Annotated in this window: 15 protein-coding genes and 3 pseudogenes; 11 read left to right on the top strand and 7 right to left on the bottom strand. The window is 37.4% G+C overall.

Going from position 1 to position 19,578, the window contains the following annotated elements; translation table 11 throughout:
- Positions 1 to 47 precede the first annotated feature (47 nt).
- Positions 48 to 1,670, bottom strand: a complete 1,623-nt coding sequence (locus MKX69_RS00075) for an ABC-F family ATP-binding cassette domain-containing protein (RefSeq protein ID WP_341008207.1) — start codon at positions 1,668 to 1,670, stop codon at positions 48 to 50.
- Positions 1,671 to 1,919: 249 nt separating this feature from the next.
- Here MKX69_RS00075 and MKX69_RS00080 point away from each other — a divergent pair, with 249 nt between their 5' ends.
- Positions 1,920 to 2,441 carry an HdeD family acid-resistance protein gene (locus tag MKX69_RS00080; protein ID WP_341008209.1) on the top strand — a complete coding sequence of 174 codons (522 nt, stop codon included), beginning with the start codon at positions 1,920 to 1,922 and terminating at the stop codon, positions 2,439 to 2,441.
- 430 nt (positions 2,442 to 2,871) lie between these two features.
- Here MKX69_RS00080 and spxB read toward each other — a convergent pair whose 3' ends face one another.
- Complete coding sequence (spxB, locus tag MKX69_RS00085) at positions 2,872 to 4,602, bottom strand: pyruvate oxidase (RefSeq protein ID WP_341008211.1); 1,731 nt, start codon at positions 4,600 to 4,602, stop codon at positions 2,872 to 2,874.
- A gap of 164 nt (positions 4,603 to 4,766) precedes the next feature.
- Here spxB and MKX69_RS00090 point away from each other — a divergent pair, with 164 nt between their 5' ends.
- Complete coding sequence (locus MKX69_RS00090; protein WP_341008213.1) at positions 4,767 to 5,585, top strand: ZIP family metal transporter; 819 nt, start codon at positions 4,767 to 4,769, stop codon at positions 5,583 to 5,585.
- Positions 5,586 to 5,686: 101 nt separating this feature from the next.
- Here the strand turns inward: MKX69_RS00090 and MKX69_RS00095 are convergent, their stop codons facing one another.
- Positions 5,687 to 5,884, bottom strand: coding sequence for a hypothetical protein (locus tag MKX69_RS00095; RefSeq protein ID WP_341008215.1), 198 nt, complete (start codon positions 5,882 to 5,884; stop codon positions 5,687 to 5,689).
- Positions 5,885 to 6,052: 168 nt separating this feature from the next.
- On the opposite strand from MKX69_RS00095, the pseudogene MKX69_RS00100 reads away from it, so the two are divergent.
- Positions 6,053 to 6,595 (top strand): annotated as a pseudogene (locus tag MKX69_RS00100) (TMEM175 family protein).
- 94 nt (positions 6,596 to 6,689) lie between these two features.
- Entirely contained in the window at positions 6,690 to 6,827 is a 138-nt protein-coding gene (locus tag MKX69_RS00105; RefSeq protein ID WP_002319331.1) for a hypothetical protein, read from the top strand.
- Positions 6,828 to 7,745: 918 nt separating this feature from the next.
- Here the strand turns inward: MKX69_RS00105 and MKX69_RS00110 are convergent.
- Both MKX69_RS00110 and MKX69_RS00115 read right to left on the bottom strand, forming a co-directional pair.
- Positions 7,746 to 8,249: a VanZ family protein gene (locus MKX69_RS00110; RefSeq protein WP_002315482.1), complete on the bottom strand. Its 504-nt coding sequence runs from the start codon at positions 8,247 to 8,249 to the stop codon at positions 7,746 to 7,748.
- A 234-nt stretch (positions 8,250 to 8,483) separates the two neighbouring features.
- A complete protein-coding gene (locus MKX69_RS00115) occupies positions 8,484 to 9,443 on the bottom strand; it encodes an IS30-like element IS6770 family transposase (RefSeq protein WP_002293280.1) in 960 nt (319 codons plus the stop codon).
- Positions 9,444 to 9,621: 178 nt separating this feature from the next.
- Here MKX69_RS00115 and MKX69_RS00120 point away from each other — a divergent pair, with 178 nt between their 5' ends.
- The 7 genes and pseudogenes from MKX69_RS00120 to MKX69_RS00150 all read left to right on the top strand — a co-directional run bounded on the left by MKX69_RS00120 (position 9,622) and on the right by MKX69_RS00150 (position 17,787).
- A complete protein-coding gene (locus MKX69_RS00120; RefSeq protein ID WP_341008218.1) occupies positions 9,622 to 11,607 on the top strand; it encodes a peptide ABC transporter substrate-binding protein in 1,986 nt (661 codons plus the stop codon).
- An 81-nt stretch (positions 11,608 to 11,688) separates the two neighbouring features.
- The gene (locus tag MKX69_RS00125; protein ID WP_341008220.1) at positions 11,689 to 13,170 is read left to right on the top strand and encodes an ABC transporter permease; all 1,482 of its coding nucleotides are present in this window, start codon (positions 11,689 to 11,691) and stop codon (positions 13,168 to 13,170) included.
- A gap of 25 nt (positions 13,171 to 13,195) precedes the next feature.
- Positions 13,196 to 14,107: an oligopeptide ABC transporter permease OppC gene (gene oppC / locus MKX69_RS00130; RefSeq protein ID WP_341010462.1), complete on the top strand. Its 912-nt coding sequence runs from the start codon at positions 13,196 to 13,198 to the stop codon at positions 14,105 to 14,107.
- Between the two features lie 10 nt (positions 14,108 to 14,117).
- Entirely contained in the window at positions 14,118 to 15,206 is a 1,089-nt protein-coding gene (locus tag MKX69_RS00135) for an ABC transporter ATP-binding protein (protein WP_002292656.1), read from the top strand.
- On the top strand, positions 15,196 to 16,125 hold the full coding sequence (locus MKX69_RS00140) for an ATP-binding cassette domain-containing protein (RefSeq protein WP_002292658.1): 930 nt from the start codon (positions 15,196 to 15,198) through the stop codon (positions 16,123 to 16,125). Before MKX69_RS00135 ends, MKX69_RS00140 begins: the two co-directional genes overlap by 11 nt.
- A 126-nt stretch (positions 16,126 to 16,251) precedes the next feature.
- A pseudogene (locus MKX69_RS00145) lies at positions 16,252 to 16,647 on the top strand (HIT domain-containing protein); the annotation flags it as partial.
- A 114-nt stretch (positions 16,648 to 16,761) separates the two neighbouring features.
- A pseudogene (locus tag MKX69_RS00150) lies at positions 16,762 to 17,787 on the top strand (FUSC family protein).
- A gap of 102 nt (positions 17,788 to 17,889) precedes the next feature.
- On the opposite strand, the gene MKX69_RS00155 reads toward MKX69_RS00150, so the two are convergent.
- Together MKX69_RS00155 and MKX69_RS00160 are read right to left on the bottom strand one after the other, a co-directional pair.
- Positions 17,890 to 18,366 (bottom strand): NUDIX domain-containing protein, encoded by a 477-nt coding sequence (locus MKX69_RS00155; RefSeq protein ID WP_202765498.1) that lies wholly within the window; start codon positions 18,364 to 18,366, stop codon positions 17,890 to 17,892.
- A 98-nt stretch (positions 18,367 to 18,464) separates the two neighbouring features.
- Positions 18,465 to 19,541: a hypothetical protein gene (locus tag MKX69_RS00160; RefSeq protein ID WP_002315490.1), complete on the bottom strand. Its 1,077-nt coding sequence runs from the start codon at positions 19,539 to 19,541 to the stop codon at positions 18,465 to 18,467.
- Between the last annotated feature and the right edge of the window lie 37 nt (positions 19,542 to 19,578).

Here is a 19,578-nt window from a genome sequence, read left to right on the forward strand (position 1 = left end):
ATCTCTTAGAGGTCGCTGTTTTTTTGTTTTTTAAGCTAAATAGGCCGTTACGCCCATAACTCATTCAATTGTTTTTGAATATCTGTGTTTTCCAAGAACTCATCATATGTCGTATCAGCCCGATCAATCACACCTTTATCTGAAACAGCAATGATCCGGTTTGCCAATGTTTGGATAAATTGATGGTCATGAGAGGCAAACAGGATCGAGCCAGTAAATGCCATCAAGCCATCATTCAATGCGGTGATTGATTCTAAGTCTAAGTGGTTCGTTGGATCGTCTAATACAAGTACGTTAGCTTTCGAAAGCATCATTTTTGAGAGCATACAACGGACTTTCTCTCCACCAGATAAAACATTCACTGGTTTCAATACTTCTTCACCAGAAAACAGCATTCTTCCTAAGAAACTTCTTAAGAAGGTGTTGTCATCTTCTTCTTTACTTGCATATTGGCGCAACCAGTCTAAAATCGTTAGATCCGTGTCGAATTCTTTCGTTGTATCCTTTGGTAAATAAGAATGACTTGTTGTTACTCCCCAACGTACTGTTCCAGTATCTGGTGTAATTTCACCCATAATAACTTTGAATAGCGTCGTCATTGTTATATCATTTTCTGCGACAAAAGCAACCTTGTCTTCTTTGTTTAAGTTAAAAGATATATCATTTAAGATTTTCTTTCCATCAATCGTTACACTTACATTTTCTACCTGCAATAAGTCGTTTCCGATCTCACGTTCAGGTTTGAATCCAACGAATGGGTAACGTCTAGAAGAAGGCTGGATATCGTCCAAAGTAATTTTTTCAAGCATTTTTTTACGTGAAGTTGCTTGTTTTGATTTTGATGCATTCGCACTAAAGCGAGCAATGAATTCTTGGAGCTCTTTGATTTGTTCTTCTTTTTTGGCATTTGCATTCGCTTGGAGTTTAGCCGCTAATTGACTAGATTCCAACCAAAAATCATAATTTCCTACATAAAGTTTGATTTTACCAAAATCCAGATCCGCCATATGTGTACATACTTTGTTCAAAAAGTGACGGTCATGGGAGACAACGATCACAGTATTTTCAAAATTGATTAAAAATTCTTCCAACCAATTGATCGATTGGATATCCAGACCGTTTGTTGGTTCGTCTAGTAAAAGAACATCAGGTTTACCAAATAGTGTTTGTGCTAACAACACTTTTACCTTTTGTCCGCCAGTCAATTCACTCATTTGCTGATGGTGCAATTCTTCAGGGATGTTCAGACCTTGCAGTAAAACAGCTGCTTCTGGTTCTGCTTCCCATCCATTAAGCTCAGCAAATTCTCCTTCTAATTCAGCTGCTCGAATACCATCTTCGTCAGTGAAATCTTCTTTCATGTAAATCGCATCTTTTTCTTTCATCACTTCATACAGACGCTTGTGCCCCATGATGACTGTTTCAAGTACAGTATAGTCTTCATAGTCGTAATGGTTCTGTTTCAATACGGCCATCCGTTCATCTGGTCCCATAGTAACGGAACCTGTGGAAGGCTGCAGAACCCCTGATAACACTTTAAGGAACGTTGATTTACCTGCACCATTTGCACCAATCAAGCCATAGCAGTTTCCGGGGGTAAATTTAATATTCACATCATCAAATAGTTTGCGGTCTGAAAAGTGCAAACTCACATCATTTACAGTAATCAATTTTTTTCCTCACTTTTATCATTATTAGTTTTTGACAAGTCTTATAGAATTATATAGGGGAAAGGTAAAAGATTCAAGGCAATCGAACATTCTTTGTGTTTCACGTGAAACAGAATGAAGAAAATAAACATAAAAGAGGAGTAGAAATAGCTGCTATAGGATTTTTTAGTTTGCAACAGCATAATTTTTGACGTTATTTATAAAAGGGAGTATTATAAAACTATAAAAGAAATGAAAGAAGGATTGAAAATGGATGAAAAAAGAACCATCGACTGGGGCTCATTGATTTTGGGAATTTTATTTGTACTTGTCTCATTGTTATCATTTCAAGACCCTGTCGGAAATTTAGTTGCAATTGTAGTAGTCTTTGCGATTTTTTCCTTTATTAAAGGGATATTTGAACTATTTGTACGTAACAGATTAAAAGAGCTAACAGGATATAAAGGAAAGATGCCCTTAATAATCGGGATCATCGATATTCTAGTTGGCGTCTTTTTCTTATTCAATATTGGTGCAGGAGTCGCAGCATTACCTTTTGTTTTTGCAGTATGGTTTATTGCTGATTCAGTTTTAGCGTTATTTACTGCTGACTTGGCAAGAGGAGTAAGTGAAGGATATTATTGGTTTACGATCATCGTCAATATTTTAGGAATTTTATTAGGAATTTTCTTATTGTTTAATCCAATTTCTTCTGCGTTGACATTAAGCTTTTTAGTTGGGTTCTATTTTATGTTATTCGGCATCACAAATATCGTCTATGCGTTTAGATAAGTGAAATCAAACAAATAAAAAAGCCAGCTTCCGGTAACAATTTGACTGTTGCAATTGGTAGCTGGCTTTTTTATCATGGACAAATATGCACGAGGTAATCTTTAGGTGTCGAGACAAATTTATGCAAAAATGTGAAAAGCAATAGGCACAAATTTTATCTTAATACTTGAAACATACCGCAGTTGTCACAATCTCTTGATACACGGTGTTCAAAAGCTTGCATCTGCGGTAATAAGCCCAACCAAACGAAAAAATATGACGAGCTATTTTTGTTTGGCTGTTCTTATTACTTGATGCAGGGCAGCTTTTTCACAACCTCTGATACACGGTGCTCCACCTGCTGCTTCTCGGTAATAAGATCGCCGTCCTAGAAAATATGAGGAACTATTTTCTGTCCATCGTTCTTATTACTCGAAGCATAGCGCAGTTGTCACAACCTCTTTTCATATAATTCATTCAATACTGGCAAATCATGGACTTCATATTTTTCTTTGAATGCTTGGATTTCTTCTTCAGAATATTTTCTTGGATCTAAATGAAGATCTTCTACTGGCAATGGACGCTTGTTATTGATTTTCACATCGATCACTACAGGACGGTCTGATTTTGCGGCTGCATCAAAGGCAAACCGAAGTTGCGAGTATTCTGTGACTGTAAAGCTTTTTGCACCGAGGGCTTCTCCAACTTTACCGAAATCTGCATCTTCTAAAAATACACCGAATTTCTTTTGTTCCGTATCTTCTTGTTCTGCTTCGATGAAACCAAAAGAATCATTAGAAAAAACAACATTGACAATTGGAAGCTGATATTTGACTTGTGTAATGATATCTTGCATGACCATAGCAAATCCGCCATCACCACTTAAGGTAAATACTTGTTTTTCTGGGTAGCTTAGTTGTGCGGCAATTCCTCCAGGCACACCATTACCCATAGTTGCGAACCATCCAGAGGTTGTATGTTTTTGTTTACCGTTCATATTTAATAAGCGAATAGAATGGATAGTCGTGTTACCGACATCTGTGACGAAAATCGCATCGTCTTCAGCAATCCGATTGATTTCTTTATAGACAGCCTCTGGTCGAATCGTTTCTTCCTCACGATCTTCAAAAGATTTCAACCAATTTACCCATTTTTCTTTATTTTCCTGATTTGCTAGGTACCAGCTATCAGCAGGACGAGCATCACCTAATTCGACCAGTTTTTGCAAAGCTGTGTTTGCATCACCGAGAATCGACAGCGATGTTTCATGGCGCCGTCCGAATTTTGACGCATCAATATCGATTTGGATAAATTCAGCAGTTGGATTAAAAAATGCACGTCCAAATGGGAAATCGCTACCGACAAATAAGATCAGATCGGCTTCTGCCAATGCTTCATTTCCGGGTTTAGTAGCGACACGTCCAGCAAAACCAAGAAAGTTTTCATAATCATCAGGAATAATTCCTTTTGCTAGAACGGAAGCGACAATAGGAACTGAAAAATGTTCTGAGAATTCTTTGATTTGCGGAAATCCGTTTCGCGTTCCTTGACCAACATAAAGAACTGGTTTTTTTGCTTTTTCAAGATAAGGCAAAGCAGCCAGCAGATCTTTTTCTTCTGGTAATATCACACTTGTTTTGTGAGTGTGAGCAGTAGAGAAAGGTTGTTCATCAATTTCTTCAAAACCAAGATCAACAGGAATCGTCACGATAGCCACACCTTTATGCTCATAGGCGGCTTTAATGGCTTCATCTACGACATGTGGAAGACTTTGGGGCGTCATGACTGTACGATTGTATACGCTGACATCTGCGAAAATAGGATTTTCGTTTAATTCTTGGAAAGAGTTATAGTTCATGGATGTAGAAGCGACTTGTCCTAAGAACGCTACTAGAGGCACATGGTCCATTTGTGCATCATACAAACCATTGATCAAATGTGTCGCACCAGGTCCTGCAGAGCCGAAGACAGCGCCGACTTTCCCGGTTAATTTTGCATCTGCGGCTGCTGCTAGTGCACCGACTTCTTCATGACGGACTTGAATATATTTGATTTCGTTTTTTTCGTGATATAGCGCATCCATAATCGAATTGAAAGATCCTCCGGGAATGCCATAAATATGGTCGATGCCCCAGCTTTCAAGAACTTTTACCATTGCGACTCCTGCATTGATTTTTGACATGGTGTTTCACTCCTTTAGCAATGATGATCCATAAATTTTTTGTATCTAGAGTATAGAACTTCCTATCGAAAATCCCAACTAATTCGTCTTTTCACAAAAATGTAGTCATGTTTTTGGGAATATGCTAGAGTAGTACATAAATAGATTCAAGAGAGGGGAATGGCATGGTTGAATGGCTATTGAGGCTTGAGCCTTGGCAGCAAGCACTTGCTGGGACAGCTTTCACTTATTTTATGACAGCTCTTGGTGCCGGATTGGTTTTTTTCTTTAAAGAAATCAAAAAAGAAGTGCTAAATTTGATGTTAGGATTTGCTTCTGGTGTCATGATTGCTGCAAGTTTTTGGTCCTTGCTTGATCCAGCGATTACAAAAGCAGAAGAAAATGGAGATATTGCTTGGCTAGTTGTAAGTATTGGATTTGGTTTAGGTGGGGTGTTTTTATATATGGCAGATAAAACACTGCCTCATATGCATTTTGGACCGCAACATGAAGCAGAAGGATTGCATACCCATTTAAAGCGGACAATCTTGCTTGTTTTTTCTATTACATTGCATAATGTTCCTGAAGGTTTAGCCGTAGGGGTAGCATTCGGTGCAGCAGCAACTGCGGATAATCCGACAGCCGCTATATTAGCCGTTGTTTCGGTAGCGCTAGGTATTGGTATCCAAAACTTCCCAGAAGGAGCAGCTGTATCAATCCCATTGCGACAAGAAGGTCTGAGCCGTAAAAAGGCCTTTGTTTACGGACAAGCTTCTGGAATCGTTGAACCAATCGCTGGGGTGATTGGCGCACTACTAGTAACGAAAGTGGAGCTGCTGCTTCCTTATGCACTTGCTTTTGCTGCAGGAGCGATGATTTATGTCGTGGTGGAAGAATTGATTCCCGAAGCACAGCAGACATTGTCCAGCAAACGTCATTTTGCAGTTTTTGGTGTCATGAGCGGATTTATCATTATGATGATCTTGGATGTGGCATTAGGATAATTGGGAAAATCCATATATGATATATCAAATAGGGCCGCGAACTTATGTCGCGACCCTATTTTTAAGTAAGTTATATCATAACGGAGTGATAATGTGATTCATTAATAATAGTTTTTTCTATGTGTATTGCCTTTGATCCAACGAACGAGCCAGATGATAAGTGCGATCGGAATCAAAACTTTGACCGCAAACCATAAAAGGCCACTTACAATACTAACAAAAAGACTGATGACAAAGCTAGCGGCAATCAACACTAAAAGAACCATGAAGATATTTAAGAACATATTTTTTTGACGCATACAAAACCCTCCTCTTGTTCATTCTTTACTATAGAAAAAGTATAACAGGGATTCTCTAAAAACACCTCCAACTGCAGACTGATTTTTACTTCATCTACTTAAATGATCAAACAATTGCTTTTTCCCTTGTTTATCATCTAAAATAGAGCGGAAAAGGAGGAGAATATCATGCCTAAAAATCGTCTTGAAGCATTTACAGATGCTGTAATCGCCATTATCATGACTATTTTAGTTTTAGAACTTCATGAACCTAACGGAGATACGTGGGAGGCGCTCGCTGCATTAGGTTACCGATTTTTTATCTATATTGTCAGTTTCATCATCTTAGCGATTTACTGGAACAATCATCATCATTTATTTCAAGTTGTACATAAGATAAATGGACGGGTCTTATGGGCGAACAGTTTCTTTATTTTTGCGCTTTCACTTTTTCCATTTGCCACTTCATGAATTAGTGAGTACATCAATAGTCTGGCTCCAGAAATGACTTATGGTTTTGTTACCTTGACCGCTAACATTGCGTATTATATCTTGGCAAAAGAACTTGTCAAAGCAAATAAGGGTCACGAGAAAGCATTGAAGACGATGCTGAATGTTTTAGGAATTGTCTTAGGCTATTTAGTAGCGCCAGTAGCCGTGATGATCGCAAACATCGTGATTCTTGCTGCTTGGATCATCCCAAGCCGTACCATCGAATCACAATATCGGTAAAATGATCCGTGTTTAAAATTTAAGAGAAAAATATAGAAAAAATAAACAAACGATCAAATATCCGAGTGATACTAGTATTCAAAGAGGGATGCAGATGGATCAAAAAAGACTTCATGTAGGACTGATTACTAGTTTTGTCACGATGCTTATTTATTTGGATCAAGGTCATTTGACTTGGACAGTAGTTGGTGTCACGGTATTTTTGACATTATTCGCAGCAATAAAAAAATAAACATCTTTATGTAAGCTAATATTCTATCTATTTAATAAAAACATGTTTACAGCAGAACCATACTGCTGTAAACATGTTTTTATTTGTGGAAAAAATTTTTAAAAAAGTGTATCGAAAAAAATCGTTAGTTTTTCCACAGTGGATAACTTTATGATAGCTAAAAAAACAATAGATTAGTTAAAGGAGGCATATAGATGTCTTTTGTCAGGGGATATACAATAGAAATGAATAAATATTAACAAGAGTTCAGATGGGGTTAAAAAAGTAAATTCAGAAGAGTGAAAAATAACGAACCAACTATATTTTACGTGTTATTTAATAGTTAAAAAATAACGATACACTTGTTTTGATTTCTCTGCTACTTCTAAAAACTGCTACTTTTTCCTTTGAAATGCCTTCAAAAAGTAGGATCAGGTAAAATCTACTGGCAGAAATCAAGGAAAAAGATACCTTCATAAGAGAGAAAAATGATAGAAAAGAAGAAAAATTATTTATAGAACAAGCTTTTTACAATAAATAGATATACCTATACGAGGTATAAAGAAGAACGAAGATTTCTCAATCGATTTAAGTATCGAATAGGAAAATGCGAAGATTTAAAGCATGTAAGCTAAAAAAATAATCATTTTTGATTAAAATGCGTACTTAAATTATGAAGGAGTTATGATAATACTTGTTTTTCAAGGAAAAGGACATTTCATTAATGTAATTAATCTGAAAATAGACATAACCGTTACTTTACTATTTTTTGATAAAAAACAAAGGGAAACATATCCTGACTGCTTCAATGTGTAAGATGTATACTCCAAATAGCAGAGGTGAAAATCGATTTTTTTGAGAATCAATAATTGAATAAAAAAGGACTGTCATAGGTACACACTGGAATGTATCTGTGACGGTCCTTTTTTATGAACGATTTTATCGAAGACGGATAGTACGTGTCAAAAATAAAAAAGCTACGATTAGAAATAACAATAAAACGTACCCCAAAATAACGGCTAGGCGATCCAACTTATTTGTCGATATGTGTTTGTTTAAAAGCTGATAGAACCATAATCCAATCAGACCTCCTGTTGTATTAGTAATTACATCAGTGATATCCGCTACGCCAATACCGAATAGGAATTGAATAAACTCTGCGAAGAAGCTTACAAGGAAAATGATCCCTAATTTTTTAGAAAAGGAAAGCCCTTTGAAATTGACATTCAAAAGCACCCCAAAAGGAAAAAAGACAATGAAGTTATAAGTGGTCTCGCGCAAAACCGTCGTATTTTCAAAAGAAAAAGTAGAAAAAGGGACGAGATTGACATTGCTGTAAGAATAAGTGAGAAATTGTGGAAGATTAAATGATAGCTTGAATAAAATCAACCATAATAGAAAGAATAAATAAATCCCTAATAAAAATTTTGATATATACCGCATAGACATCTCCTCCATCTAAAAAGTATACCATCGAAAACCGCTGAAAAATCATAAAAAAGTATGAAGTTTAAGGACCAACGTAGTTATCGTACGAAAATTAGAAGCTTTTTTGTTGGGAATCCGGTTTCTTTTAAATGAGTTTAAAATGAGAAAATATTCAAATATATAACTTAAGTAATTTTTATTCGTTCACTTTTTCCTCTCAAAGATTATTTTTAATAATTATATGATTTGTCAAATTAAGCTAGAATAAAATGCTTCTTGTACATAGCTCAAAAATATTTCGATTGGTGTTCTGTAATTCAATGATTTTCTTGGAATATGATTACGTTGATTGCTGACACTGGAAATAAATGTCTGATTCACTTCTCTAAAATCCATTGATTTCGGCAGTCCATTACGACGCAGAATCCCGTTAGAATTCTCGTTTAATGGGCGTTGAGAAGGTGTTCCAGGGTCCGCAAAATATATATCAATATCATGTTGGTTACTAATGGCTTTCCAGTTAGAAAATTCTTTTCCACAGTCAAACGTAATAGATTTAAAGAAGTTTTTAGGGAAGCGAGAAAACCATTGATTAAGGGCAGTTTCAATATCTAATGCCTTACGGCCGTTGGGTTTAATCGTGATAATGACTTTAGATAATCTTTCAACTAAAGTAATGACGGCACTTTTATGATGAATGCCAACGATCGTATCACCTTCAAGGTGACCAAACTCAGAATTGAAATCAGGATAATTATCAGGTCGATCATGGATTGAGCGCTGATACTGTTGTTTTCCCCGTTTTTCCTGATGGCCATTGGGTTTTCTTTTACCTTTCATCGGTAGTGTGTCAATATCAAATATTCCTTTAGAAAATAAACGATAAAGGGTTCTCATACCGCATGAAACAGGTCTTTCTTTTCGCCCGATAATGACGTCAGGCGTCCAACCAAGAGTGACTTTCTCTTTAATGTAATCTACTTCATGAGCAGGTAATTGAATGACTTTTCTACCACATTTTTTCTTATTTTCTTTATACTGGTGCCAATAATCAAGAGCAGTCTTACCTTGCTTGAACTTATTGACTACATTATAAATAGTTTGTATAGCACGTCCCATTCGGTTAGCGATTTCAACCGGCTTATTATGTTGAAGATAATATGATTCTATCATTGTCAGTTCGTCTATGGTAAGATGTTTGTAGGTCATTTATGGTTACACTCCTTTGTTTTCTTTCGTCGGAAATACAATTTGAGTGTACCATAAATGCCTTTTTATTTTTCTAACTTAATTTTACAATTCGCGATTAAACATGTTGCGCAATTATCTGGTTAATAGGGGTTGAAAAGGGTGAAAGCAGTATAAATAAGAGGGGGATATACATTATATGAAAAAAGTTTTAGCTTTGCTTCTAGTAAGTGCCGTTATGCTGGGAGCATGTGGGAGTAATGCAAAAGGGTCTAGCTCTTCAAAGAAAAGTGACCTTGTATCAGAATATAGTTCTGTATATGTAACAGATCTTGAAACGCTAGATTACACATTCTCATCCCGTAAAACGAATAGTGACCACTATACTAACTTTGTGGAAGGTCTTTTGGAAAATGACCAATACGGGAACCTGAAAGGCGATATGGCTAAGTCATGGGAAGTTAGTGATGACGGGTTGACTTATACGTATCATCTTCGCAAAGGTGTTCCTTGGGTGGATAGTGAAGGAAATGAGTATGGGACTGATGTGACAGCAAATGACTTTGTTACTGGGTTGAAACACGCGGTAGATGTACAATCAGAAACGTTATATATCGTGGCAGATAGTATCAAAGGCTTATCTGATTATATAGATGGTAAAACGAATGATTTTTCTACTGTTGGGGTAAAAGCAGTAGATGACTACACGTTGCAATACACATTGAATAAACCTGAACCATTCTGGAACTCAAAAACGACTTACGGTATCTTATATCCAATCAATGAAGAGTTCCTAAAATCAAAAGGGAAAGATTTCGGTAAACCAACACCAGACTCCATCCTTTATAATGGACCCTTCATCCTTGCAAACAATACAGCTAAATCAGTTATCGAATATACGAAGAATGAATCTTATTGGGATCCTAAAAATGTCCATTTAGACACAGTAAAATGGACCTACAATGATGGAAGTGATCCCGATGGGTTATTTAAATCTTACGAAAATGGAGAATTATCTCTTGCTCGTGTTTATCCAAATTCACCAGGATATAAAGACGTAACAAAAGCTTATCCAGATGGTGTGACTTGGTCTCAAACAGGTGGATCCACATACAATTTAACATTTAACTTTAACCGAGGTACATTTGATGCAACTTCAAAAACAACAGATAAAGAAAAAGAAGATACACAGAAAGCTATTTTAGACCGCAATTTCCGTTTAGCTATTCTATTCGGATTTGATAAGAAAAGCTATAACGCACAAAGTGTAGGAGAAGAAGGAGCCACTAAAGCATTACGTAATACACTTGTTCCTGCCGATTTTGTAGAAATTGGCGGAAAACCTTACGGTGATACAGTGGCAAGTAAATTAAAAGCACTGGATTCCGATGCTTTTGGCGATGTAAATTTATCTGATGGACAAGATGGGTATTATAACGCAGACAAAGCCAAAGAATATATGGAAAAAGCAAAAACAGAACTAGAAGCAAAAGGTGTGCAATTCCCTATTCATTTAGATATGCCAGTTGAGGAAACTTCTGAGATTAGTGTCAACATGGTCAAATCTTTGAAAAAATCAGTGGAAACTTCTTTAGGATCAGATAACGTAGTGGTTGATATTCAACTATTGAATGAAGATAAATATTTAGCTGCTACTTATCAAGCGACGACCGGACAAGCTGGCGACTTTGACATTACAAATGCCTCTGGTTGGGGTCCAGACTACACTGATCCATCTTCTTACTTGAATATCTATGATTCACGCAAAGGGGATATGATCCATACACTTGGACTGGAAGCTTCTGCCGTAGTACAAGGAACGGATCCATCAACTGCTGCGAAAAAAGCAATCAACTTGTCTGAATACGACGCATTATTGGATAAAGCCGCTGCTATCACTGATGATTTAGATGCTCGTTACACTGCTTATGCAGATGCAGAAGCTTGGTTGTTAGATAATGCTTTGCAAGTACCAATTTATGCAGATGGTGGGACGCCGCGTGTCACAAATGTAGTACCATTTAGCGGACCATATGGTTGGGCAGGTATTGCTGCAAACAAATTGAAATATGTAGAAGTACAAAGCGATATCGTCACAACAGATCAATACGACAAAGCGAAGAAAGCTTGGGAAACAAAAAAAGAAGAAACTGCGAAAGAAGCAGAAACAACAAGTTCTAAGTAATTTAGCTGAATGAATAGTAAAAAAGGCTTTCAATTTCTATTGTAGCCTTTTTTACTCATATGATGAAAGAGAGGGAAAATTGTGAAAAGATACCTTTTATTTAGGGCCCTGCGCTCTATACTTAGTATTTTTCTTGTAACTACCTTAACCTATGCGGTGATCTATTCACTTGTTCCGAGAAAAACGATATTTCAAAATGATGTGAATTACGGAAAATTAAAGGCAAAACCAGATGAACTGGCAGATTATGAAAATACAGCCTTCAGCAAGATGGGTTATATCGAATACTACACGACGAAAGAACTGAAAAAAGAAGTAGGAAGCAGTTCATCAGAAAAAGCCTCTTCTGAGCAGTTAGAAGAAAAATACCAAGATTGGGCGAAGAAAAATGGTTGGACGCTCAAACAATTTCCAATCAGCAAAGAATATTATGCGACAAAAGATATTCCATTAGTAAAACGCGTAGTGAATTTCTATGCGAATATGATCCAAATCGATCACCCATGGAAAGTAAAAGATGCCAGCAATCCTAACTTAAAACATTCTCTGCGTATCGAAAACGATGAGTTGGTCGGTTGGGCACTTGTCGGTTCAGGAACACAATATAAATACCAAATCTATTTCAATGGACAATTTCCTTATATCCATCAAAATATCGTTCATTTGAATCTAGGCACTTCATATCCGACATTTGCCGGACAAGCGGTAACAAGCATCATCTCAGGAGGACAAGGGAAAACAGAAAGTACAGAGACAACATTTAATGATGATTTTACAGCGCGCTCTTCTGCTAATATCTATCTCCGTCAATATCAGAAAACAAAAAACATCTCTTCACGAGACAAAAAATATTTTTCTGATAATTACGTCATCACAGACACGAATCACCAAGACCCATCGATGATCGGCACATCATTTCGTATGGGAGCCATCGCTGTTATTATTGCTTATGCGATCGGTATACCTGCTGCGATGTTGATGGCTCGTTACAAAGGAAAGATACCAGATAAAGCAGGGATCGCTATCGTAACGGTGCTGATCTCCGTGCCAAGTCTAGCCTTTATCTATTTCTTCCGATTTATTGGAAGCAGCTGGTTTTCTTTGCCAGATTCCTTCCCAGCATTGGGCGCACAAGATATTCGCTCCTATATATTACCGACAGTGATTCTAGGACTATTGTCTGTTTCTGGAATCGTTATTTGGCTGAGACGTTACATGATCGACCAACAGTCTTCCGATTATGTTAAATTTGCGAAAGCAAAAGGTTTGAATGCGAAAGAAATTGCTAGAAAACACATTTTCAAAAATGCAGCTATCCCAATCGTCAATGGGATTCCAGGAAGTATCATCGGAGCGATTGCTGGGGCGACGATCACAGAAACAGTGTTTGCTGCACCAGGTATGGGGAAAATGCTACCTGATGCGATCATTACCCATAACAATCCATTAGTTATCGCAATCGTTTTTGTCTTTACCACAGTATCCGTATTTTCAATCTTAGCCGGGGATATTGCGATGGCATTAGTCGATCCGCGAATCAAACTATCGTCAGGAGGAAAATAGCTTGGAAAATGTGAAAACAGAACAAATGAACGAATTCATTTTTGTAGAAACGAATTCGTTAGCTTCAGAAAAGATTGATACGCCGAAGTATTCGTATTGGCGTTCGGTCATGCGTAAATTCTTTTCAAACAAAGTTGCGATTTTTATGCTGATACTGATGCTGGCTGTCTTATTGATGAGCTTTATCCAGCCATTATTCAGCGGATACAAATTTATGGATGTAAAAGATATCAATGACTTTACGAAACGCTATAATCCACCAAGTGCAAAATTTTGGTTTGGTACAGATGCTAACGGCATGTCCTTATTCGATGCAGTTTGGGCAGGGGCGAAAACATCGATTTCCATCAGTGTCATTGCTACATTGATCACTACAGTTATTGGTGTAGTAGTAGGGGCGATTTGGGGAACATCTAAAGCAATTGACCGTTTCATGTTGGAAATTTACAACATCATCTCGAATGTGCCAACTTTACTGATCGTTATCGTTCTCTCTTATACGTTTGGTTCGGGATTTTGGAATTTGATTTTTGCGATGTGTGTGACGAGCTGGCTGAGCGTAGCTTACTTTATTTGGGTACAAGTCATGATCATCCGCGACCGCGAGTATAATTTAGCCTCAAAAACACTAGGAACACCGACCTTGCGGATGATTTTTCGTAATATCCTGCCTTATCTGATTTCTATCATCGTGACAGATGTATCTAGAGCGCTACCTTCGTTTATTTCATATGAAACCTTTCTTTCATTCTTAGGCGTTGGGTTAAGCAGTGATGTTCCTTCCCTCGGACGATTAATCGCAAAATATACGAATAACATGAGCAATTACCCTTATCTTTTCTGGATTCCTGTGACTGTACTGGCGTTAGTTTCTGTTTCTTTATACATCGTAGGACAAACTCTTGCAGATGCGGCAGATCCAAGAACACATATTTAGGAGGCAAACAATGGAGAATCAAACAATTTTATCAGTAGAAAACATCTCGGTCAGCTTCCATGTTCGTCACCGTGAATTAAAAGCGATCAGAAATGTCTCATTAGAGCTAAAAGAAAAAGAAACATTAGCCATCGTTGGTGAATCAGGATCAGGAAAATCAGTTCTGACAAAAACATTCACCGGGATGCTGGAACAAAACGGCAATATCACTTCAGGAACGATCCGCTATAAAGACAAGATATTAAGCGAATTGAAAAAGGATGAAGAATGGGAAGATATTCGGGGAAAAGAAATCGCGACGATCTTCCAAGATCCTATGACTTCACTGAATCCTATCAAAACAATTGGCTCACAAATCTCAGAAGTCATCATCAAACACCAGAAGAAATCAGCGAAGGAAGCGAAACGCTTAGCTGTCGAATTGATGGAAAAAACAGGAATCCCTAATGCGGCAAAAAGATATGATGAATATCCTTTCCAATACTCTGGTGGGATGAGACAACGGATCGTCATTGCTATTGCATTGGCTTGCCGACCTAAAATCTTGATTTGTGATGAACCGACAACCGCTTTGGATGTAACGATCCAGGCACAAATCTTGGAACTAATCAAAGAGCTTCAGGAAGAATATCAATTCACAACGATTTTTATCACCCATGATTTGGGCGTTGTCGCGGCTATAGCAGACAAAGTAGCTGTTATGTATGCTGGACAGATCATCGAAAGCGGAACAGTTGAAGAAATTTTTTATGATCCAAAACATCCCTATACATGGAGCTTGCTTTCTTCTTTGCCACAATTAGCACAAAAAGGAGATGTGCTTTACTCTGTACCAGGAACACCACCTTCTTTATATAAAGATATCCAAGGAGATGCTTTTGCGCCTCGCAGCGCCTATGCGATGAAGGTCGATTTTACTAGTGAACCGCCTATGTTCCAAGTATCCGAAACCCATTTTGCGAAGACTTGGCTGCTGGATCCTCGTGCACCGAAAGTACTTAAACCAAAACAAATCGAAAATCTTCATGAAAAAATGATTGCTTTGGCTGCAGAATTGGATAGTGAAGAGCAAGACGGGGGGAAGCAAGTTGTCAGCTGATAAAAAAACTTTGTTAACTGTAAAAGATTTAGAAATCACTTTTGGAGAAGGAAAAAGCAAGTTCGTAGCTGTCCAAGACGCCAACTTTGATATTTATAAAGGAGAAACGTTCTCTCTCGTAGGAGAATCTGGTTCAGGCAAAACGACGATTGGCAGAGCAATCATTGGGTTAAATCCGACAAGCAAAGGGGATATTCTCTTTGAAGGGAAAAAGATCAATGGTCCCTTGTCGAAAAAAGAACAAGCAGAAAAAATCCGTAAGATCCAAATGATATTCCAAGACCCATCCGCATCGTTGAACGAACGGGCAACAGTAGAATATATTATCTCAGAAGGCCTCTATAATTTTAACCTGTTTCACTCGGAAGAAGAACGTTTGGAAAAGGTGGCAAAAATCATCAAAGAAGTCGGACTACTTCCAGAGCATATGTACCGCTATCCTCACGAATTTTCCGGCGGTCAAAGACAACGGATCGGGATCGCTCGTGCATTAGTGATGGAACCTGAATTAGTCGTAGCGGACGAACCAATCTCTGCTTTAGATGTTTCGATCCGTGCGCAAGTGTTGAACTTACTGAAAGATGCACAAAAAAAACGAGAAGTGACATATCTTTTTGTCGCTCATGATCTATCAGTCGTACGTTTTATTTCAGATAGGATCGCTGTGATCAGACAAGGACATATTTTAGAACTAGCTGAAACGGAAGAGTTATTCAACCATCCGCTTCATCCATATACAAAGGCATTGCTTTCAGCTGTGCCTATACCAGATCCTATTTTAGCAAGGAAAAGAAAATTACATGTGTATGATCCTAGCATACATGATTATACAAAAGACGGTCCGGTTTTCGAGGAAGTACGCCCCGGGCATTTTGTATACGGGAATCAAAAGGAATTAGAAGCGTATCGAAAATTGTGAGATCTGCAGTTTGACTGGACACCGAAAGTCAGGTGATCAAACATGATAGTTAATCGATATTTTGGTAAAAGCAAGGGGAAGACAGAGAAGTCTTACCCCTTCTTAGTCCACAAAGGGGTGGATGAATTGGAGGATTGTTTATTTTGTAAAATAGTGAATGGAAGATTGCACCGAAGAAAAATAGTTGAGAGTGAAAATATTCTTGTATTTTTAGATAACGCAGGAGATGTCGATGGTCATATGATCGCTCTAGTCAAAAAACATCGGGTCAATTTAATTGATTGCGAGCAAGAACTATTTATCGAATTGATGAACGTCATTCGAGCGGTTTCTCTTTATTGCGTCGAAAATTGCGGTTTTGATGGCGTCAATTTGATTAAAGCAGAAGATGAGACAGTAGAAGAACATGTCTCTCACCTTCATTTCCATATTATTCCTAGAAAAAAACAAGATGGGGTGGATGCTTGGCCCTTATTTACCGGCGCGATGAATGATTTAGAGACTATGCACCAGCTTCTTGATACTAATTTTATGAAAAATCAAGAAATAATTGTTATACTAGGTAATGCTGACAAACGGGATTGGTATTTCATTTTGATTCAGCTTCTTTTCAAATCACTAGGAAGGAGGGATAGATTGTTCAAGACTTATTTTCGTTTCAATAAAATACAAGATAATCCTTTTCGTATCATGAACCTGATGCTACTTATCTTTATCGTATTATGGTTAGGTTACATAAATCATGACTTTTTGATTTCAAGTTTTTCATCATTAGGGATCTTTACTTTTTTCTATTATCAAAACATACCGATGAAATCTTTGCTGAAACGTATGTTTTTGATCGGTTGTGGACTTTTGTTTGCTTTCGTTCTAGGGATTTTGTCAACTTATGTTTTATGGCTTGAACCATTTGCTGTAGCTTTGGTTGCTTTTTCCAGCAGATTCGTATTGCGATTATTCCATATCTCTAAACCAGGTGGCTTGTTTTTTGCGATGCTTTCTGCCATGGGAACGAGTATGCAGCTGCCAATCGCTCAATTACCGATCGTCTCGCTTTATTTTTTTATGGGTGTCGTTTTTGCTCTGATTGCGGCAGTGATTACAAAATTACTGGATTCACGACCTGAGCAGACAATTGAAAAAGCGACTCTAAAAGAAAGGTTTCATGAAGAGCCTTTGGTGATCATTGATTCTGTTTTCTACAGTGCCACCTTGTTTCTGTCCGTTTATGTCAGTCATGGCTTGAATCTGCATAATCCTTAATTGGTTGACCTTGTCATGTGCATCGATTTTGCTGGCGGAAAATTTGGATGCGATGAAGCATCGACAAGTCCAATATCTGATTGGATCGATGGGTGGGTTATGTGTGTCAGCAGTCTTGTCATTTGTGCCGTTCACGCAACTGCAGACGATTTTTCTGATTACGTTTCTTTACGGAATCGCATAATTCTAGTTGCTAGAAATTACGCAGTTGCTAATATTTTTCTTAATCCCATGGCGTTGATGCTATCTACACTTATTCGCGGGGCCTATCTGATGTCTTTGATCGAATATCGTTTTTTAGGAATCATCATAGGAAGTTTCATCGGTTTAGGTGTTGCGTGGGTAATGAATGTCGGGCTGCAACATTATTTAACGGTTGTTCGACAAAAACTAGAATAGAAGGACAAATAGAAATATATGTGCTAAAAAAGGTTGTGAAAAAGTCATTTTCATAACCTTTTTCTTAATACTCAAAACTGAGCGGCTTTTTCACAACCTCAATTAATCGAATGATACTTCAAAGCGGACAGAAGTAGGAAATTCCGCAATGATTTCGTTTAATATAGTTGGTTTCACGGTTTTTACCTCTTGTCTGTGTTTCCAAACTGGTCGCACTTTTTCTTCTGATGCAACGATTTTATGTCTATCCGAGTGAGCTACACGTTTCAAAAGATAGACGAAATTGATTTGCTGATAGGTTTTATCTGTGTTTTCTTCAATTGAAAAGGTACTTTCAATAAGGGCAAGCAAACGGACGATTTCTGTTTCATAACCAGTTTCCTCCAGCATTTCGCGAACAACGGATTGTTGACTTGTTTCAAAACGTTTGACCGCTCCACCAGGCAATACTTGGATGCCCTGTTCATTGTTTTCCCTGCTCAAAAGAATATCCTCTGTTTCCTCATTCCATAAAATTCCAGATGCCCGTATATCAAATTGAAAATTCTCTTCTACCATACGCAAATCATTTGTTTCCATTCCAATGCCCACCAATCTTTTTCGCAAAAAAATTTTTATATTTATTTTATCATCAATTTTTGTTTATGTTGGCGGCTGGGTAAACTTTTTTGAGATAATCATCGCTTTACTTGAAAGTCGTACAGATATTCTTGCTTTCTCCATAGTGAAGGTTCTACACGTCGCTTTTCCGTAAGAGACAAGCTACTTAGGTCGAGTTCCCAGATGATTAGATTATTATCATGATCATGGGTAGCAATCGCTACGTGTTCATCATCAATCACGGAGACAATAAATACACCACTAAGATCCATGTTTGTCGGGAGTTTTTTAGTAGTTTCTGCAGTCTCAAGATCAATAAAGTAGATCGTGCCGTTACTTGAAAAGTAAACAAGCTGATCTTTATAAATAAAACTTCCTTTTGAAAAACTGAATCCTATATCTTCCAGTATTATTTCTCGGTCTGTTTCTTTAAATGTATACGATGAATCTTTCAACGAATAGCTAAATAATCCAGCTCGCCGATTATTAGCAAAATCAAAAGCCACTCCGTATAAGTGGTTTTCATGAACATTTAGCCGATAACCTATCAGATATTCACTCCCTTCTATATTGGGGAACGAACCAAGGTTCTCACTGATAAGCGTATCTTCAGAAAGATAGAGTCTATCAACAAATAATTTTCCTATTTCTTCGTCACGTAAAATATAGAGAGACTGCTCATCGTTTCCAGTCGAAAAAATATGCCCGTTGATAATCGTATAGTCATTATTAAAATAAAGATTGTTTTGATAAAGGATGTCATCGGTATCTGGATAGCCATGATTGAACAAAGTAACCAGCTTCCCGTCCAATATGACGCTGTCTATTCCTGTATGTTCTTTTGTTTGGCGCTTTTCCTTTTCGATTTTTCCTGAATGAGGTGTATAAACAAAGTCATGCGTTCGATCAGATAAAAAGACTTTTTGATCATGTTGTACGAAAGTGCCTAGTTCCAGTCCTTCTGTTTTTAAAATCACTTGATCCTTCTTTCCAATACCAACGAATCTGCCAGATGTTACAAACTTGTCCATTGTATTCGAAAAATAGAGATAATAATCATAATCACCTGTCAGTTCTTTTCTTGCATCAGTACATCCCGATATCCCTAACAATAAAAGGAACCCCAAGCTAAGAAATAGGTATTTATATTTCATGACATCTCCTTATTAACGGTCATATTCTAAAAAAACA

This window comes from Enterococcus sp. FSL R5-0957 (assembly GCF_038008005.1).
In the GTDB taxonomy this organism is placed as follows: Bacteria; Bacillota; Bacilli; order Lactobacillales; family Enterococcaceae; genus Enterococcus_B; species Enterococcus_B faecium.

What these genes read in the sequence shown, in the direction of transcription:
- MKX69_RS00080 (WP_341008209.1), top strand. Translation starts at nt 1,920, where the DNA reads ATGGATGAAAAAAGAACCATCGACTGGGGCTCATTGATTTTGGGAATT.
- spxB (WP_341008211.1), bottom strand. Translation starts at nt 4,602, where the DNA reads ATGTCAAAAATCAATGCAGGAGTCGCAATGGTAAAAGTTCTTGAAAGC.
- MKX69_RS00090 (WP_341008213.1), top strand. Translation starts at nt 4,767, where the DNA reads ATGGTTGAATGGCTATTGAGGCTTGAGCCTTGGCAGCAAGCACTTGCT.
- MKX69_RS00095 (WP_341008215.1), bottom strand. Translation starts at nt 5,884, where the DNA reads ATGCGTCAAAAAAATATGTTCTTAAATATCTTCATGGTTCTTTTAGTG.
- MKX69_RS00105 (WP_002319331.1), top strand. Translation starts at nt 6,690, where the DNA reads ATGGATCAAAAAAGACTTCATGTAGGACTGATTACTAGTTTTGTCACG.
- MKX69_RS00110 (WP_002315482.1), bottom strand. Translation starts at nt 8,249, where the DNA reads ATGCGGTATATATCAAAATTTTTATTAGGGATTTATTTATTCTTTCTA.
- MKX69_RS00115 (WP_002293280.1), bottom strand. Translation starts at nt 9,443, where the DNA reads ATGACCTACAAACATCTTACCATAGACGAACTGACAATGATAGAATCA.
- MKX69_RS00120 (WP_341008218.1), top strand. Translation starts at nt 9,622, where the DNA reads ATGAAAAAAGTTTTAGCTTTGCTTCTAGTAAGTGCCGTTATGCTGGGA.
- oppC (WP_341010462.1), top strand. Translation starts at nt 13,196, where the DNA reads ATGAACGAATTCATTTTTGTAGAAACGAATTCGTTAGCTTCAGAAAAG.
- MKX69_RS00135 (WP_002292656.1), top strand. Translation starts at nt 14,118, where the DNA reads ATGGAGAATCAAACAATTTTATCAGTAGAAAACATCTCGGTCAGCTTC.
- MKX69_RS00155 (WP_202765498.1), bottom strand. Translation starts at nt 18,366, where the DNA reads ATGGAAACAAATGATTTGCGTATGGTAGAAGAGAATTTTCAATTTGAT.
- MKX69_RS00160 (WP_002315490.1), bottom strand. Translation starts at nt 19,541, where the DNA reads ATGAAATATAAATACCTATTTCTTAGCTTGGGGTTCCTTTTATTGTTA.